Annotated in this window: 15 protein-coding genes; 5 read left to right on the forward strand and 10 right to left on the reverse strand. The window is 58.3% G+C overall.

Annotated elements, in window-relative coordinates; genetic code table 11:
• Positions 1 to 157: 157 nt before the first annotated feature.
• On the reverse strand, positions 158 to 1,513 hold the full coding sequence (locus I9184_RS15535; RefSeq protein ID WP_209835086.1) for an MmgE/PrpD family protein: 1,356 nt from the start codon (positions 1,511 to 1,513) through the stop codon (positions 158 to 160).
• A gap of 229 nt (positions 1,514 to 1,742) precedes the next feature.
• On the opposite strand from I9184_RS15535, the gene I9184_RS15540 reads away from it, so the two are divergent.
• A complete protein-coding gene (locus tag I9184_RS15540) occupies positions 1,743 to 2,630 on the forward strand; it encodes a LysR substrate-binding domain-containing protein (RefSeq protein ID WP_171636465.1) in 888 nt (295 codons plus the stop codon).
• A gap of 369 nt (positions 2,631 to 2,999) precedes the next feature.
• Complete coding sequence (locus I9184_RS15545) at positions 3,000 to 4,304, forward strand: UDP-glucose/GDP-mannose dehydrogenase family protein (protein ID WP_209835087.1); 1,305 nt, start codon at positions 3,000 to 3,002, stop codon at positions 4,302 to 4,304.
• Positions 4,305 to 4,376: 72 nt separating this feature from the next.
• On the opposite strand, the gene I9184_RS15550 is transcribed toward I9184_RS15545, so the two are convergent.
• Positions 4,377 to 5,378 (reverse strand): sterol desaturase family protein, encoded by a 1,002-nt coding sequence (locus I9184_RS15550; protein ID WP_209835088.1) that lies wholly within the window; start codon positions 5,376 to 5,378, stop codon positions 4,377 to 4,379.
• A gap of 107 nt (positions 5,379 to 5,485) precedes the next feature.
• Here I9184_RS15550 and I9184_RS15555 point away from each other — a divergent pair, with 107 nt between their 5' ends.
• Positions 5,486 to 6,376 (forward strand): LysR substrate-binding domain-containing protein, encoded by an 891-nt coding sequence (locus I9184_RS15555; RefSeq protein ID WP_209835089.1) that lies wholly within the window; start codon positions 5,486 to 5,488, stop codon positions 6,374 to 6,376.
• On the opposite strand, the gene I9184_RS15560 is transcribed toward I9184_RS15555, so the two are convergent.
• From I9184_RS15560 to I9184_RS15570, 3 genes are read right to left on the reverse strand one after another with little or no spacing between them, the layout of a single operon-like run.
• Positions 6,349 to 7,428: a helix-turn-helix domain-containing protein gene (locus I9184_RS15560; RefSeq protein ID WP_171636472.1), complete on the reverse strand. Its 1,080-nt coding sequence runs from the start codon at positions 7,426 to 7,428 to the stop codon at positions 6,349 to 6,351. The two genes, I9184_RS15555 and I9184_RS15560, sit on opposite strands and share 28 nt — an antisense overlap.
• 47 nt (positions 7,429 to 7,475) lie before the next feature.
• Positions 7,476 to 8,213: a hypothetical protein gene (locus I9184_RS15565; RefSeq protein WP_171636474.1), complete on the reverse strand. Its 738-nt coding sequence runs from the start codon at positions 8,211 to 8,213 to the stop codon at positions 7,476 to 7,478.
• A complete protein-coding gene (locus tag I9184_RS15570) occupies positions 8,210 to 8,734 on the reverse strand; it encodes an RNA polymerase sigma factor (RefSeq protein WP_245218156.1) in 525 nt (174 codons plus the stop codon). The genes I9184_RS15565 and I9184_RS15570 overlap by 4 nt, the downstream gene beginning before the upstream one ends.
• Before the next feature lie 96 nt (positions 8,735 to 8,830).
• Here I9184_RS15570 and I9184_RS20960 point away from each other — a divergent pair, with 96 nt between their 5' ends.
• Both I9184_RS20960 and I9184_RS15580 read left to right on the forward strand, forming a co-directional pair.
• Complete coding sequence (locus I9184_RS20960; RefSeq protein ID WP_245218157.1) at positions 8,831 to 9,769, forward strand: cytochrome c family protein; 939 nt, start codon at positions 8,831 to 8,833, stop codon at positions 9,767 to 9,769.
• Positions 9,770 to 10,213: 444 nt separating this feature from the next.
• Positions 10,214 to 11,998 carry an ABC transporter ATP-binding protein gene (locus I9184_RS15580; protein ID WP_209835091.1) on the forward strand — a complete coding sequence of 595 codons (1,785 nt, stop codon included), beginning with the start codon at positions 10,214 to 10,216 and terminating at the stop codon, positions 11,996 to 11,998.
• A 353-nt stretch (positions 11,999 to 12,351) separates the two neighbouring features.
• Here the strand turns inward: I9184_RS15580 and I9184_RS15585 are convergent, their stop codons facing one another.
• From I9184_RS15585 to I9184_RS15605, 5 genes are read right to left on the reverse strand one after another with little or no spacing between them, the layout of a single operon-like run.
• Positions 12,352 to 13,305, reverse strand: a complete 954-nt coding sequence (locus I9184_RS15585) for a dipeptide ABC transporter ATP-binding protein (RefSeq protein ID WP_209835092.1) — start codon at positions 13,303 to 13,305, stop codon at positions 12,352 to 12,354.
• Positions 13,302 to 14,279, reverse strand: a complete 978-nt coding sequence (locus I9184_RS15590) for an ABC transporter ATP-binding protein (protein WP_171636484.1) — start codon at positions 14,277 to 14,279, stop codon at positions 13,302 to 13,304. Before I9184_RS15590 ends, I9184_RS15585 begins: the two co-directional genes overlap by 4 nt.
• 4 nt (positions 14,280 to 14,283) lie before the next feature.
• On the reverse strand, positions 14,284 to 15,186 hold the full coding sequence (locus I9184_RS15595; protein ID WP_152460560.1) for an ABC transporter permease subunit: 903 nt from the start codon (positions 15,184 to 15,186) through the stop codon (positions 14,284 to 14,286).
• Complete coding sequence (locus tag I9184_RS15600) at positions 15,186 to 16,193, reverse strand: ABC transporter permease subunit (RefSeq protein WP_171724607.1); 1,008 nt, start codon at positions 16,191 to 16,193, stop codon at positions 15,186 to 15,188. Before I9184_RS15600 ends, I9184_RS15595 begins: the two co-directional genes overlap by 1 nt.
• On the reverse strand, positions 16,193 to 17,287 hold the full coding sequence (locus I9184_RS15605) for a Xaa-Pro peptidase family protein (RefSeq protein ID WP_209835093.1): 1,095 nt from the start codon (positions 17,285 to 17,287) through the stop codon (positions 16,193 to 16,195). The genes I9184_RS15600 and I9184_RS15605 overlap by 1 nt, the downstream gene beginning before the upstream one ends.
• Positions 17,288 to 17,302: the final 15 nt, after the last annotated feature.

Genomic DNA, 17,302 nt, shown 5'->3' on the forward strand with positions numbered 1-17,302 from the left:
TCAAACTCACCTCGAACCGGTCTTGGATCACCCAGACTTGTTCCCAGCTCCAATTCAACCTGTGCAGCAGGCGGCAAGACCGTCGCCGCGCCGTCATCAGGATCAAGGGTGCGGATGTGCCGGTCGGAATGCGTATATACGGCAGCTTCGGCAGATTTTACGTCTGGTCGGCGGGGGCGTAGATCAACGCGCCAAGGTCTGAGAATTTCGAACCTGGCGCGCCCAGCCCCAGAACCGCGTCACGAATTGCGGCAGCACGGGATGCACCCAGTGATGGTGTCGCAAATTCCATGAATTTGTCGATCACTTCTGTCTCATCCATTGGTGCCTCGGGTCCGCCGCGTGCATGTACGTCGCCCGACTCGAGTATCCGCCCGTCGGTCAGGGTGATGCTGACATCGGCGAACCGGCTTTCGGGGAAACGGTCAGAATGGCGTGCGGCCTCTGCAACCGAGATACGCTCGACGATCGAGGCGACCAGCGGGTCGGCCAGGCCCGCGCCGGTGATGTTCTCGACCCCGATCCGGCCATGCGCAACCATTGTCGCGACGGCAAATGGCAGCGAATACTGCGCCTTGGACGTATCATCCGGCATGCCCCTGAAAAGGCAGGCGCTTTCCCGAAACGTGTTTACATGAATCGCGGCAACATCCCGGTGAGTCAGGTCGTTTTCACGCATGAGTGCACGGGTGGCATCAATTGCGGCGTGGGCCCAACGGCAGATCGGGTAGGGTTTGACATATTGATGCTCCATTTGCCAGAAATCGCCCAGATCTTGCCAATGGGGGGCAACGTCTGCCGCTTCGATGGTGATGGCCGGTGCCCCGGTAAAGCCTTTCTCGGCCAATACCGCTGAAGAAATGCCAACCAAAGCGCCCCAGCCCGAACCGTCATGCAGCATGGTGGGATTGGCGATCTCGCGCATCATCTGGCTGCGCGGGCCATGGTATTCGGCGATCCCCATGGCCTGCCGCATCTGTTCGGCCTTCAAACCGCGCAAACGCGCCGCGACGGCCACCACGCCAATCGCGTTCCAAGCTCCGGATGTGTGATAATCGCTGACGGTGTCATGCAAAGAAATGCCCGCGCGTCCCGCGACCTCGTATCCAACGATCACCGCCGCCAGCGCTTCGAGGCCTGAAAAATCTTGAACGGTTTCAGCCAGTGCCGCCAGTGCGGGAACGACGACAACCCCGATGTGGCCTTTGGTCGGATTGTATCCATCATGTCCGTCCAAATTGTCGGTCTGTGTGGCCGCTGCATAGGCCGCACCCGCGACGCTGACGCGACGACCGTCGAAAAGCATGCGCGCGCTCAGCCCCGGATCGCCCGCGCCAAACAGCGCTACCGCACTCTCGCGCGCAATCTGTCCGGCCTGCATCGGCCCCGATCCTATGGTGATCCCCAGCGTATCCAGCAGCATCAACGTCGCTGCCTTGCGTGCGGTGTCGGGAAAATCCTGCGCGGCACGCTTCAGCGCAAAATCTGCAACGGTCTGAAAGGTATCTGTCACGGTGTCCAGTCGAGGTTTTTCTTTCGGGTTCCGGATACAAGAAAAAGCCTATGTGAATTTGCGCATAGCGGCACGAAAACAATCATGGGGCAATGGCCCCGGATTATTTGTGACTAGGACCAGATCGCGTTTCGAGGCAGAACCATACGTGTGAGTCGCTCATGGGCAAGACAGCAAGCCCTGGGCTTATTAGTTCTTTGCAATATGCCTTGCCTGAGAAACATCCGTCATGATGAATCTTCCACACCTGACCTTTCTGCGTTCGTTCGAAGCGGCGGCACGGCACCTGAGCTTTACCGCTGCAGCCGAAGAGTTGAACTGCACCCAATCTGCCGTCAGCAATCATGTCCGCTCGTTGGAAGAGTTTTTGCAGCGCCCCCTATTCGTGCGCCATCCCCGGTCGCTGTCGCTGACGGATGTGGGTGAGGCCTATCTGCCGTCAGTGCGCCATGCCCTCCAGGAAATCAACGCTGCCACGCAATCGGTCATCGTGCGGTCGCATACCCGCAAAGTGGTGGTATCTTGCCCGGTCAGTCTGGCCGAGAACTGGTTGCCGGATGTGATCCGCGGTTTCAACGCGGTGCATCCCGATATTGATCTGACGGTTCACGGCACTGTCTGGGCTGATGTCGAACCAAATGTTTCGGACATCTCGCTGACGATCAATCATGTCGACGATGTGTTGCCCGACGCCCATCGTTTGTGGGTCGAAAAACTGGCCTTGGTCTGTGCGCCCGACTTTCTGGTCGATGGCGAGCCGCTGACCGACCCCAAGCAATTGCAGAATGCACCGCTGATCCATATCCTGGGCCGCCCCTCCTATTGGGAGCACGCGGCGCGGCAGTTCGGATTGTCCGATCTGAGCCAGAAGGGCGGGTTGCGGACAAATGTCTCGAATCTGGCGATGGAAATGGCCGCCAAGTCACTGGGATGCGTCGCCCTGCCCCGGTCGCTGGCCCGGTCCTATGTCGAGCGGGGGCTGCTGATCGAGCCTTTCCGGTTTGATCTGAACAGCCCCTGGACCTATTTCATGCGTCTCAAGGAAAAACCCGTTTCGCCACCGGTCCGGCTGTTTCAGAATTGGCTGTTGCAAGCCGCCGCTGAAATGGACAGCTGATCGACCTGTCATTTGCCGGGCCATGTCACGCGGCCCCTTTTATCCCTTACGCCGTCTTGTTGGTGGCGAGAACGCGCGATCACCCCCGCGCCTCATCAATACTTAAGGCAGGAGCTATTCCAGCCATCAACAACACCCTCTGTTCAACCGAATTTCAACACCAACCGGTCTTCCTGATCCCGGCTCCGCTAAACAAAACGGACATGGTCGCGGTTTCGAAGGGCTTTGCACCGTCTGCGTTCTTATTGCCTCAATATCCGCAAGAATCTATGGGATGCACCACACAACTGCTGACGGCCATTGAAACCGGCGTCAGTTTCTTTGATTGTGCCCACGCCGTCCGTGGTAATTGGTAAGAAGGATTTTTGGATGCGTATTGCAATGATCGGCACCGGTTATGTTGGCTTAGTGTCCGGTGTATGCTTTTCGGACTTTGGTCATGACGTGATTTGCGTCGACAAGGCTGAGCAAAAGATCGACATGCTCAAGACCGGAGAAGTGCCGATCTATGAACCGGGCCTGGATGTGCTGATGGCAAAAAACGTTGCTGCTGGTCGCCTGAGTTTTTCAACCGATCTGAAAACAGCAGTTGATGGCGCCGATGCGGTTTTCATCGCGGTCGGAACTCCGACCCGACGAGGAGACGGCCACGCGGATTTGACCTATGTGATGGCGGCGGCGGAAGAGATCGCCCAAGCGGTTACCGGTTACACGGTCATTGTCACCAAATCGACCGTGCCGGTGGGAACAAACAGAAAAGTTCAGGAGGTCGTTGCGGCCGCCAACCCCGCAGCCGAATTCGACGTGGCCTCGAACCCTGAGTTTCTGCGGGAAGGCGCTGCAATCGATGACTTCATGCGCCCCGATCGCGTCGTGGTGGGTGTGGAAAACGATCGCGCCGCCGAAGTGATGGCCGAGATTTACCGACCGCTTTATCTGCGTGACTTCCCGATCCTGACCACCGATCTGGAAAGCGCCGAAATGATCAAATACGCCGCCAACGCGTTTCTGGCGACCAAGATCACTTTCATCAATGAAATCGCAGGCCTGTGTGAAAAGGTCGGTGCGGATGTCAAGGAAGTTTCCCGCGGCATCGGTCTGGACGGACGAATTGGCAACAAATTCCTGCACGCGGGGCCGGGCTATGGTGGGTCTTGTTTTCCGAAGGACACCGCCGCGCTGGCGCGGATCGGGCAGGATCATGCATATCCGATGCAGATCACGGAAACCGTCATTCGGGTGAATGACGAGGTCAAGAAGCGGATGATCGAAAAAATCCGCGACGCCTGCGACGACCGCCTTAACGGCAAGACGGTGGCGGTTCTGGGTGTCACTTTCAAACCCAACACGGATGACATGCGCGACGCGCCATCACTGTCCATTATTCCCGCTTTGATCGGCGGAGGGGCCAAAGTGCGCGTCGTCGATCCGCAGGGCAAAGCGGAAGGCGATGCATTATTGCCCGGAGTCGAATGGTGCGACGATCCCTATGCAGCGGTTCAAGGGGCTGACGTTGTGGTGTTGCTGACAGAGTGGAACGAGTTCCGCGCGTTGAACCTGACCCAGCTGGCCGGTTCCATGAACTCTGCCCGAATGGTGGATCTGCGCAATATCTATTCAAAGTCACAGGCGCTGAAATCCGGCTTTGAAACCTATGTCGGCGTTGGACGCTGAACGCACACCGCCTGTTGGATCAAACGCGCCCACCGGACCCGCTTGGGTCCGGCAGGGATCTGCCTTCACGGGCTATTCGGTGGCCCAGATCTTGCGGCGGCGTTCCTTGACCATGTCATTGCCTTCATCGGTGCCGTCGTGGAATGTGTTGAACCATTCATCCCAAGGGGTTTCCCAGGTGCCGTAATTGCAGTCAAAAAACCGGTGATGCAGCTGGTGAAAGAAATCCCCGACCTGGAACTTGGCCTTGTTGCCGAACTTCACATGCTCGAACCCGGCATGAGAGGTCGGAGCGCCGATGCCGTGATGGAACAGCAGGAAAATGGCGTGGATCGGATGAGACGGCAGCAGGAAGAAGATCATCGTATCGAACATCAGAAAGAAACTTTCGACCGGATGCATCGAAAGCCCCGACCAAGGGCCGGTATTGATGTTGCGGTGATGCCAAGCGTGGACATTTGTATAAAGCACACCCACATGCAGCAGCCTGTGCAGCCAGTAGAAATGGAACCCGGCCCAGATCGGCACGAAGACGGTCATGGCGATGAACCAGATCGGGTTGCCGTCTAACGTGATCATCGTGATCCAGCCATTGGCATAGGAATACAGGATCAGACATTCCCAGAACGTCCAGAACGTCAATGCCGGGCCCAAGGTCCAGAACATGTTGTCCCAGACCTGATTTTTGAATGTGAACACCTTGGCGCCCTTCATCATCGGGCGCATGTCATAGCGGTATTCGTCCTGCTGCGTGCGGAACTTCCAAAGGGCCAGATGCAAACCGCCTGCGACCACCATCAGGATACAGAAATTGCGGAACCAGATTTCCGCAACCCAATCCCAGCCGAAGGTCTCGATCCTGCTCAAAGAAGGCGTCAGATAGGTCCAGCTGATGACCGCAAAGACCAGCAGCAGCGCCCGCAATGCAAGCGGATTCCAGCTTTGCAGCAGGTATTTCAACGCGGCCAGAGGTTTCATCGGCCAATCCCAATAGGGCGCGGTCTGAATCGGCAATTGAGGCGTGTAATTCCAGATCTTGCGCTTGGCTCGTGGCAGCAGGGCGGGGTCTGACATAGAAGGCTCATTTCATCTGTTCACTGATTACAAGCCTAAGGCGGGGGATCAAAAGCTCAGACCTAATTGTCTTGCCGGTGAGGCTAAGTTCTGCTTAGCCTGTCGGAATGAACGCCCGCGTCCCTTCCCTCAACTGGCTGCGCGTATTCGAGGCTGCGGCCCGAACCGAAAGCTTTGCCCGCGCCGCGACCCAGTTGAACATGACGCCTGCCGCCGTCAGCCAGCAGGTCAAGGCGCTGGAGACAAGACTGGGCACACCCTTGTTTCACCGTCACGCGCATGCGGTCACTTTGACCGAGACCGGGCGCGCCTATCTGCCGTCGGTACAGCAATCCTTGCTCATGTTGGAAACGGCAACCGCCGGTCTGTTCGGTGAAACCCGCGAGCAAAGGCTTTACGTGCAGTCGGTGCTGCTGTTTGCACATGGCATTCTGGCCGGGGGTGTTCCCGATTTTCAGGCGGCGCATCCTCAGATCAACCTTTCGCTTTCGACCGGCAATGTCATGTCGGATTTTGCCAATCGGTTCACTGACCTTCAGATCGTGTTCGGAAACCCCGCGCTGTTCGGCTCGGAAAGTGACGAGTTGATGCGCGAACATCTGTATCCCATCGCCCCGCCCGAGATTGCTGCCCGGATCGAGACGGCAAAGGACTTGTTCGACTTCACCTTGATCGAAGTTTCGACCCATCGGGCAAGCTGGCCGCATTGGTTCGAACACCAGCGGCTGCCAGCAGGCCAGGCACGGTATTTTTTTGCCGACAATTCGGTGATGGCGGCCGAGCTCTGCGCCAGCGGATGCGGCATTGCCTTGGCGCGCGCGCCCGCGTCAGATCGCATTATGAAACTGTCGGGCTTGGTCCCTTGTCTGCCGGACATCTCCTGCCCGGGGCAGGAAGCTTATCATCTGGTCTATCCCTCCCGCACGGCGCTGCGCCCGGCAGCGCGTACGTTTCGCGATTGGCTGATGGATTACAGCGCCGCCGTCCAGACGCGGTAACGCCCCTGCCCGGTGACCTCGCGAACCAGACCCCGCTGCGCGAACAGGTCGAAATTGCGCTGTACCGCCGCGCGGGAAGCCTTGGTCAGGTCTTCTGCCAAAGGCGCGGATACCATGGGCCAGGCCGTCAATGCAGTGATCAGGCGCGGTGGGGTGCGGCCGCTCAGATCCTGCGTGACCTCTTTGGCTTTCGCCTCCCACGCGCTGATCCGGTCCAGGTGCAATAACGCTGCAAGGGCAGCCTGACCTGCGCCGCCGATCCATGCGCTCAGTTTTTCCGCCGGATCCCCCGAGCCGCGCAGCGCGCTCGGCCCGGACAAGGCCAAGGGCATAAACTGCGCACCGCCACGCCCCATGGAGGCCGCATGCCGCGCGGCTATGACGGCTGCTTCCGTGTCTTGTCCGATGCCTTGTGACACCGCCCGCCACGCGTGAAACGCAATTGCCGACTGCGTCACAGGATGCAGCCCTTCGGCGTTTTGCATGACCTCGGCCAGATCAATGATGGATTCCGGGGTCGCGTCGGCCCCCTGAGCCAGTCGGTCAAGAAACGCGGTCAGCCCCCGTTCCCAACCGCCGGCAGCAGGCGGCGCGCCCGAACTCAGGCGTCGTACAGCCCATCCGGCCCGGAACAGGGCCTGCACGTCATCATGAGTCGCGCCGATCCGCAAACCGGTCCACAAGGCCAATCGATCCACGCTGATCCGGTCTCCGGTCCACCACCCCAGATCGGACGTCTCCATCAATGCCAAGCGATGCGTCCAGCCTTCGGGGCCCGCTCGCAACCGTTCATCCAGCGCTCCAAAAGTCAGGGCCAGATCTGCAAGTTCCGCAGAAAGGTCGGACTGCGCTGCCCGCCAATCACGCGGATCGAACAGCAGGCGCTGTTCGCGTCGCGGCCCGGGCAAAAAGAATCCCTCGTCTTCCTCGACTTCATCCGGCGGCAAGAACCACAGGTCGTCCTCTTCGGACGGATCGCCGTCATAGATGCTGGCGGGGCCAAGATCTTCGGCCTCGTCTTCTGGAAGGGGCAAGGGTTTCTTCGACGTCATACCCCGCATTCTTCGGGCATTCCCGTTGGTTCACAAGGGGTATTCCGTCAGCCCGCAAAGGTTCGGGTCAGAACATCCAGTTCGCTGCTCAAATCGGTCTGCGGAGAGCTGCCCAGCAGCATGTAACCATAGCCATCCTGCGCCCAGGTCGCTGTTGCCAAACCGCTCAGAATGGCCTGTTTGACCTCTGCCTTCGGGGCGTTCGGCCCCTGACGGATAACACAGAAGGCAAAAGGTTGACCCTGCTCATCAGCGAAAACGACCTGAACCAAGGGCTTTCCCTTGAACGAAAGAACCTGTGCTCGCTTCAACTCCAGCCCAGGCATGGAGTCCAGCGCTTCACGGTTCAGAGACCTGCCAAGTGCTGCCTCGGCCATCGCGAACTGCTTGTCCAGCGATGCCTCGGAACTGTCCAGCGAGACAATCGTCTCGGGCACATAAAGCGACTGATAGATCGCCGCTTGCTGCGCCCAGCCCGGTTCCGCCGGACGCGTCGCCCAGAATGTCAGGGCGACGGCTGCAACCCCGACGCCCGCGGCCACGACCAGAAGGCGCAGAAACCCAGCATTGGTGTTTTGCGCCACGGGTTCCGGCAAATCGACCTTCGGCGCCGCGGTGGGCAGTTTCTCAAAGACCTGCCCAACGACAGGCGCAAACGGATCCAGCGCCATCAAGCGGCGTTCAAGCTCGACATCATCCTCAACCGCGGCCTCGATGGCGCGGCTCTGAGCCTCATCCAGCGTGCCTTCCAGATACGCCAACAGCGTCTCGTCGGAAAACGTCATTTGCCACTCCGTCGCGCGGTGTCTGCCGCCTCAAACTGCATCACGGTTTTCAGTTTCCGCCGGGCATTCGATAGCCGGCTCATGATTGTGCCGATGGGAACGTCCAGCAATGCAGCGGTTTCGCGATAGCTGTACCCTTCGACGAACACAAGCATGACCGTTTCCCGCTGCGCTTCTGGCAGCTGCATCACTTGAGTAAACACTTCAGCCGCAAAAATATTCGTTTCTGAATCCGGCAAAGTTGCGACCAGTTCCGCTTCCGGGGTCACGGACAGCGCCTGTGCCCGCCGGACGGAACGAGACCGCACTTCGTTCAACCAGATTGACCGGCAGATCGTCATCAGCCAACTGTCCAGACGATCATGCGATGTTACCTGATGATGCCGCTCAAGCGCACGCAGGCATGTAGCCTGCACCAGATCGTCCGCCACATCTGATGCCCCCGACAACGCCAGAGCAAACCGCCAGACGCGTCTTGAGTGCATCTGTACGGCGTCACGAACGGCCTGTTCGGAAGTCATCTCGGCACTCATCGAATAAAACGCGACCTGTGTGTGTTTGTCAGAAACGGACCCGGCCCGCAGGGCCAAAACTGACATAAACCGCGGAGGAAAGAAATGAAACTTCTGTTGAAGGCAGTCACGTTTGCGTCGGCAATTGTTGCAACACCCATTTGGGCAGCAGATTGGACACTGGAGTCCGACCACTCGCATCTGGCCTATGGAACGATCAAGAAAAACGCGGTGGGCGAGGTCAACAGTTTCACCGGCCTGAGCGGACACGTGACACAGGAGGGCATAGCCGAAATCGAAATCGACCTGTCCTCGGTCGAGACCAACATAGATATTCGCAACGAACGAATGATCGAATTTGTATTCCGCCAAGCACCCACTGCGCGCCTGACGGCCGAATTCGACATGGCGAAGGTTTCAGGGCTGGCCGTGGGTGAAACCACCACTCTGGAAGCTGCTTCCGTGCTTTCGCTGGCCGGCACGGAGGTTGAATTTGACGCGGAAATGTTCGTCGCACGCTTGTCCGAGACGTCAGTGCTTGTTTCGACAAACGACATGGTATTTCTCAGCACGGAAGACGCCGGTGTCAACGCCGGCGTGGACAAGCTTATGGAATTGGCAAGCCTGCCCGGCATCACCCGAACGGTACCGATTACGGCCCGGCTGATCTTTCACACGGATGAAGAGCAGGCCGCGATGCCATCGGAAGCCACAGAGGTTGTCGCTGCCGCCGATGTTCAGGGGGACGCGACGGCGGGCAAAAAGGTGTTTCGCAAATGCAGTGCCTGCCACAAATTGAAAGAAGGCAGCCATGGTGTTGGCCCGTCCCTGCACGGTATTCTCGGCACAAAGGCCGGTCAGGCAGAGGGGTTCAAATACTCGACAGCGCTGGAAGGTTCCGACATCGTCTGGACGCATGAGACCCTGAGCGCGTTCTTGACGGACCCCAAAGGGTATCTTCAGGGCAATCGAATGCAGTTTCGCGGTCTGAAAAAGAACGAAGATATTGTTAACCTTCTTGCGTATTTGCAGGAAGAGGGGTGACGGCAACACCCGAGAGGCTTGGCCGCTGCGCTGAACTTCGATTTCAAACAACCGGGCTCGGACAGGATCGGATACGATACTTGTGTCCGTTCCCTGTCTGGTTTTCGGATCAACACGTGTTCAAAGTCAGGAAATACAGCCTTCTGTCAGCGGGTTCATGCCGGACATACGACTCGTTTGTGGCAAAACAGCCCGTGTTTTACGACGTTTTTTTGCGAATCCTGTCGCGCCACCAACCCTGCCTGCGGCCGTACAAAGGGGCAAATCGCAGTTGTCCTTGCGCCTTCCAACTCTTGTCCGATCGTCAACCAGCCATTATTTAGCGGGCGTACAGCTCAGACAGTCGGGATGGGCCGCTCTGCCGCAGCTTGGCATCTGTCCTTTAGGCCCGACAAAATATAGGTTAACTGAGCGTGCGCACAGTTTCACGATTTGGAGAACGCAATGATAAAGCGCGCCTGGAACAAATGGCGATCAGGCTATATGGGCCGCCTTGTAGGTGATAGCTTTTACGCGCAAGGCAAACTGTATGGTATTGCGGTTCTGGCAATGATTGCCGTGGCGGTCACCACGGCCGGCTCCGCATATATGATGGAATACATTGTCGATGCCATGACCAGCCCCGATTTGCAGGGTTGGGCACATGTCATTGCGCTGGGGGTTGTCCTTCTGTTTCTGGTCAAGGCGGTCGCATCCTATATTCAGGCTATCTACCTCGCCCGCGCAGGCAATCGGATCGTGGCGGAACAGCAGGACAAGGTTTACCGAAAACTGCTCAGACATGGGGTCGCGTTCTTTTCGACCAATGAATCGTCGGACCTTCTGATGCGTACAACCCATGGCGCGCAGGCGGCCAGAAGCCTGATCGATGTGCTGGTCACCGGGTTTGTCCGCGACGCCCTGACTCTGGTCGGGCTGGTTGCGGTCATGGTGTATCAGCAGCCCGTTCTGTCCGTCTTGTTCTTTGTCGTGGGTCCGATTGCCCTGTTGGGTGTTCGCTATCTGCTGAAGAGCGTACGCACGATCATGCAGGCCGAATTCAAGTCGCTGGCGGAAATCATTCGGGTGCTGCAAGAGACCTCGGCAGGGATCAAAGTCATCAAGGTTTTCTCCCTCGAAGACCGGATGATCAACCGCATGGACACCGCCATCCGGAAAGTTGAACAGCGGTCGAACGATATCGCCAAGTTGCAGTCCATTGCCAGTCCTCTCATGGAGTTTCTGGCCGGCCTCGCCGTGGCGGGTGTGCTTTTGGTCAGCACGATGGGAATCGCGGGTACGGAACAACCCAGTGCGGGCCAGCTGATGTCCTTTATCACAGCGTTGCTGATGGCCTATGAACCTGCCAAGCGGCTGTCGAAAATGCGCGTTCAGATCGAAACCAGCATGGTAGGTATCAGCATGTTGTTTGGCCTGCTGGATCAGGACGACACGATGGTGGAAAGCCCCGAAGCCCATGACCTGATCGAAGGCCCCGGCCAGATCACGTTGCGCGATGTGACTTTCGGCTATCAAGGTGCCGTACCTGTGATCGAAGACATGAACGTCACGTTCGAGGCCGGCAAGACCACCGCGCTCGTCGGTCAGTCCGGCGGTGGCAAATCTACGATATTCGGGCTGATCATGCGGTTCTACGATCCCGATGAGGGCAGCGTCGAGATTGATGGCCAAGATCTGCGCGAGGTCAGCTTTGCGTCCCTGCGAAAAAAAATCTCTTATGTCGGTCAGGATACGTTTCTGTTTTCGACGTCGATCATGGACAATCTGCGCTGCTCGGCCCCTGACGCAACCGAGGAAGAGGTCATTGCCGCGGCCAAAGCCGCACATGCGCACGAGTTCATCATGGACCTGCCGGAAGGGTACGAAACGCAAGTCGGCGAAAACGGAACCTTCCTGTCAGGTGGTCAGAAACAGCGAATTGCGATCGCACGCGCAATACTGAGAAATTCCGAGATCCTGCTTTTGGACGAGGCCACAAGCGCGCTGGACGCTGAATCGGAATCGCTTGTCAAAAAAGCTCTGGACACCCTGACAAAGGATGTGACCGTCGTCGTCATTGCGCACCGACTTTCAACTGTTCTGGAAGCGGATAAGATTATCGTTGTTCAGGATGGCTCGATCGTGGAACAGGGCAATCTGGACGAGTTGATGAAAAAGAACGGAGCCTTCCGCAACCTGTTCGATCAGCAATTCAAAAAACACGAACCCTCGGCGGAAGTGGCAGAGTAGCCCCTGCATTCAGTCTGGCACATGCCTCCCTTCTCCGGGCAAGACCCGTCCGGAAGAGGGGCGGAGTATTCTTATCACGCGCGTCCGTGCATCGAAGTCATCAGGCCCAAGCCGCCCAAGGGATATGGCCGCTCGGGCCGCACTTGGGGAAATAGACGGTCCTGTCTTACGTACGGGTTCGAAGATGGCGGTCTCGACGATAGCGACACAAACATGTGGCATGGTCGCCCACGTCGGCGCGCCGTTCCTGCCAGCGCCTGGGCACGGAGGTTCTCCGACAAGAAGTCAACGTCGCTTTTCTTGAGGCCGCCCTGTTTGCCACCGTCTCACACCAACGCAAAAACCTACTTGCATTACAAGGGGTACAGACACGCGACCTGATGCGTTTCTCCGGCCAGTTCAGGCAATGTTGCCCTGCACTGATCGGTTGCCAGCCAACATCTTTGCGCAAAGGCGCAACCTTTTGGAATATTCATTGGCGACGGCAGTTCGCCCTCAAGCTTGATCCGTTCTTTTTGGGCCATGGGGTCGGCTCGGGGCGTCGTGGACAGCAACGCCTTGGAATAGGGGTGGCGCGGCGCGGCGAACAGCTGTTCTTTGGGCGCCTTTTCAACAGCGCGCCCCAGATACATCACGATCACGTCGTCGGCAAAATGCCGAACCACGGAAAGATCATGCGAAATGAACAGATAGGCGAGGTCAAGCCGTTCCTGCAAATCCACAAGCAGGTTCAGGATCTGCGACTGGATCGAGACGTCGAGTGCCGAAACCGGCTCATCCAGAACCAGGACCCTGGGATTCAACATGAGCGCGCGTGCAATGGCGATACGCTGACGCTGCCCGCCAGAGAACATATGTGGATAGCGATCATAATGCTCGGGGCGTAATCCCACCATCTCGATCATGTCGCGCGCTTGTGTCTCGCGGTCTGCGGCGGACATGTCCGGACGATTGATGATCAGCGGTTCCTGCAAGATCTGGCCGATGCGTTGACGTGGATTCAGCGATCCATACGGATCCTGGAACACGATTTGCACCGTTTCCCGCATCTTGCTCCACCGCGACGGGGTAATGTCGACACCATCAATCGTCAGCCTGCCCGACGTCGGCTCTTCAATCATCGTGACCAATCGCGCCAATGTTGACTTGCCACAGCCGGACTCTCCGACGATGGCCAGAGTCTTTCCCGGTTTCAGTTCGAAATCCACCCCAGAAAGGGCCTTTACCGTCGCTGACTTGGACAGCAACCCGCCCTTCACCGTGTAAAACCGGGTCAGATCTTTCGCCTGAACGATGGGGTCGGTCATGCCAATTCTCCGGCCGCAATTTTTTCTACGTGGTGACAACGCGCCTTGCCGAAGGCGTCGGCATGGGGGGTCGGCGGTATTTCAGCGCAAGTTGCATCAGCAAACCGGCATCGGGGGCTGAACAAGCACCCTGCGGGGCGATCGAATTGACCCGGCACAACGCCGGGAATCGTCGGGAGGATCTTGGAGGTCGCGCGCTCGGGCAAGGCGCTCAGCAGGGCCGATGTATAGGGATGACGCGGCGTGCGGAACAAATCACGCACGGGCTGCTCTTCGACTTTTTGTCCGGCATATTGCACCTGAACCCGTTCGGCGGTTTCGGCCACCACCCCCATGTCATGAGTGATCAGCACAAGGCCCATATCGTGCTCGTCCCGCAACCGAACCAGCAGGTCGAGTATCTGTGCCTGAATGGTGACATCCAGCGCAGTGGTCGGTTCGTCCGCAATCAGCAGCTTGGGCTTGCAGGCGATGGCCATCGCGATCATGACGCGCTGGTTCATGCCCCCTGACATCTGATGTGGAAAGGTGGTCAGACGGCTTTCCGGGGCCGGGATGCCGACCTGGTCGAACAGCTCAATCGCGCGCTGGTGGCGGTCCTTGCGGTTCAAACCTAGATGGATACGCAGAGCCTCTTTGATCTGAAATCCCACCGTGAAACAGGGGTTCAGCGACGACATCGGCTCCTGAAAGATCATCGCCATGTCCTTGCCGATGATCTTGCGGCGATCGCGGGCCGAAAGACCGGCCAGATCCAGCCCCTCAAAACGCATCTCGTCAGCGGTGATCGTCGCGGTCCAGGGCAACAACCCCATCAGCGCCAGCATCGACACCGACTTGCCCGAGCCGCTTTCGCCGACGATGGCCATCAGCTCGCCCCTGTCGACCGACAGATCGACACCGTCCACGGCGCGGAACTTGCCCGAGGCCGTGGCGAATTCAACAGTCAGGTTGCGGATCTGCAAAAGGCTCATGCGATCAGCTCCGTTTCAGTTTCGGGTCAAGCGCATCACGTAGGCCATCACCCATCAGGTTGATGGCAAGAACGGTGACAAGAATCGCCAGACCGGGGAAGGTGACCACCCACCAGGCGCGCAGTATGAATTCGCGCGCTTCGGCCAGCATGGTACCCCATTCCGGGGTGGGCGGCTGAGCGCCCATGCCCAGAAAGCCCAAGGCAGCTGCATCCAGAATTGCTGTCGAAAAGGACAACGCCGCCTGGACGATGATCGGAGCCAGACAATTGGGCAGCACGGTGATGAACATCAACCGTGACCTGCCAGCGCCTGCCACGCGCGCCGACGTGACATAATCCTTCTGACGTTCCGCCAGAACCGACGCGCGGGTCAGGCGCACATAGTGGGGTTGGAAAACGATGGCGATGGCAATCATCGCGTTGGTCAGCGACGGGCCAAGGATGGCCACCAGCACCAGTGCCAACAGCAGCGACGGAAAGGCCAGAACGATATCCATCACCCGCATGATCAGCGTATCGACCCATTTGGGGGCAAAGCCCGACAGCAGGCCAATCATCACGCCACCCGATACGGCCACACAGACGACGACGATTCCGACAAAGAAGGAATAGCGCGAGCCCATGATCAGGCGCGACAGCATGTCCCGACCCAGCGGATCGGTACCCAACGGGAAAGCCCAGCTTCCGCCCTCCTGCCAAGCAGGCGGTTGCAGGATATGATCGCGGAACTGTTCGGTTGGGTCATAGGGGGCCAGAAGGGGCGCAAAAGCTGCACAAAACACAAAGGCTGCAAAAACCCAAAGCCCGATGACAGCGCCGCGGTTTTCGCTGAAGTAGTACCAGAACTCTCGCAGGGCGCTGGGGCGGTCTTCCGTTCTGGGCGGGGTTGAAGATAGTTCGGCCATCACCGCCTCCGAATTTTGGGGTTGATGATGCCATAAAGGACATCGACCAGCAGGTTCACCAGCATCACGATCACCGCGATCATCAGCAATCCGCCCTGAACAACCGGGTAGTCACGGCGAAAGATGCTGTCGACCATCCACTTTCCTATGCCCGGCCAACTGAAGATGGTTTCGGTCAGGATGGCCCCCGCCAGCAACGTGCCCACCGACAGGCCGATCACCGTAACAACCGGAATCAAAGCGTTTCGCAGCGCGTGCAATCCATTGATCCGCGAAGGTGACAAACCCTTGGCGCGCGCGGTGCGGATGTAATCTTCGCCCAGAACTTCCAGCATCGCCGACCGGGTCTGGCGTGCGATAACCGCCAGCGGAATCGTTCCCAGCACAATCGTCGGCAGGATCAGATGGCGCACGGCTGATCCGAATGCTCCTTCCTGACCCGACAAGAGGCTGTCGATCAGCATAAAGCCCGTGACGCTGGGAAAATAATACAACAGGTCGATGCGGCCCGAGACCGGCGTCCAGCCCAGATTGCCCGAGAATATGATGATCAACAGCAGCGCCCACCAGAAGATGGGCATCGAGTACCCGACCAGCGCCGAGGACATCAGCGCCCGGTCAAAGAACTTCCCTCGGTTCACCGCCGCGATCACACCTGCGGGCAGACCCAGCGCAACGGCAAAGATCATGGCGCACAGGGACAACTCCAGCGTTGCGGGGAACAGCGAAAAGAACTCATCCCATACGGGTTTCCTTGTGACAAAGCTTTCGCCCAGATCACCCTGAAGCACTCCGGTGAGGTAATCCCAATACTGCTGCAACACCGGCTTGTCGAAACCCAGCTTTTCGACCATTTCCTGATAACGTTCTTCCGTCATGCCGCGTTCCCCGGCCATCACGATGATCGGATCGCCGGGCAGCACCCGGATGAACATGAACGAAATCAACGTCACGCCCAGAAATGTCGGAACAAACAGGCCAAGACGGGTAAGGAAATAGCCAAGCATCAGCGACCTATGATTGTAAGTTCTTTGGGAAAGCGGGTCAGTGACCGACAGCCATCCCCGGTGACGAGAACGTCATCTTCTATGCGAACGCCGAACTTGTCCAATGCATACAGACCGGGTTCGTTGGTCCAGACCATGCCCGGCAGGATTTTCTGGCTGTTGCCGCGCATGATATACGGCGCCTCATGCACATCCCGGCCCAGACCGTGACCTGTCTTGGTCCGGATACGATCGGCAAAGGGCGAGGCCTCAAGCACGCCTGTGACGGCGTCGTCGATGTCATGCGCTGTCACGCCGGGGCGGCAGGCTTCGAACCCGGCTTTGTTGGCGCGCAAAACCGTGTCGTAGACATCCCGGCCTTCGTCCGGGACGTCCTGAACGAAAAAAGTTCGCGTGATGTCGGCCGCAAAACCATGTTTTCGAGCGCCAAAGTCGAACAGCAAGGTATCGCCTGCTTTGATCCGGTAGTCGGCGCGCGCCTTTCCGTGCGGTCGTGCCGAGTTGTCCCCCGCAGCCACGATGGGGGAAAAGGCCAACGACTCGGCGCCTTCCGCAAAAAGCGCCTGTATCAGCGCCTGCTCGATCTGTTTTTCGGTCTGACCTGCACGAACACCTGCAATCACACGCTCCAACGCGCGTTCCGAAATATCGATGGCCGCTTGCAGCGCGGCGATGTCTTCTTCGGTTTTGATGATGCGAAGGCCTGAGATTTCGCGCTCGCCGTCCACAATCAGCAGATCCGGAATTGCGCGGGTAAACGCGTCTGACACGAAAAACCGCATCACCTGACCTTCGACGGCCAACGATCTGATCGGACGATGCGCTGCCAGCGCGGAAAATGCGCGGTCATAGCCGGTCTGATCGCGCCAGTCGAATACGGCACCCTCAAATCCAACTAGATCCCATGAGGCGAGTTCCAGATTGGGCACGATCGCCGCCGGATCACCCAGGGCCGGAATCACCACGACAAAAGGGCGCTCGTGGCTCATGAAGGATTTGCCCAATGCGCGGGTGAAATTTGGACCCGGCACCAGGGCCACTGCGTCCACTGACATATCCATTGCCAATTGGCGGTATTCGGACAAATCCGGCATTCTGCCCGACCTCCT

The organism is Ruegeria sp. HKCCE3926 (assembly GCF_017872515.1).
Taxonomy (GTDB): domain Bacteria; phylum Pseudomonadota; class Alphaproteobacteria; order Rhodobacterales; family Rhodobacteraceae; genus Ruegeria.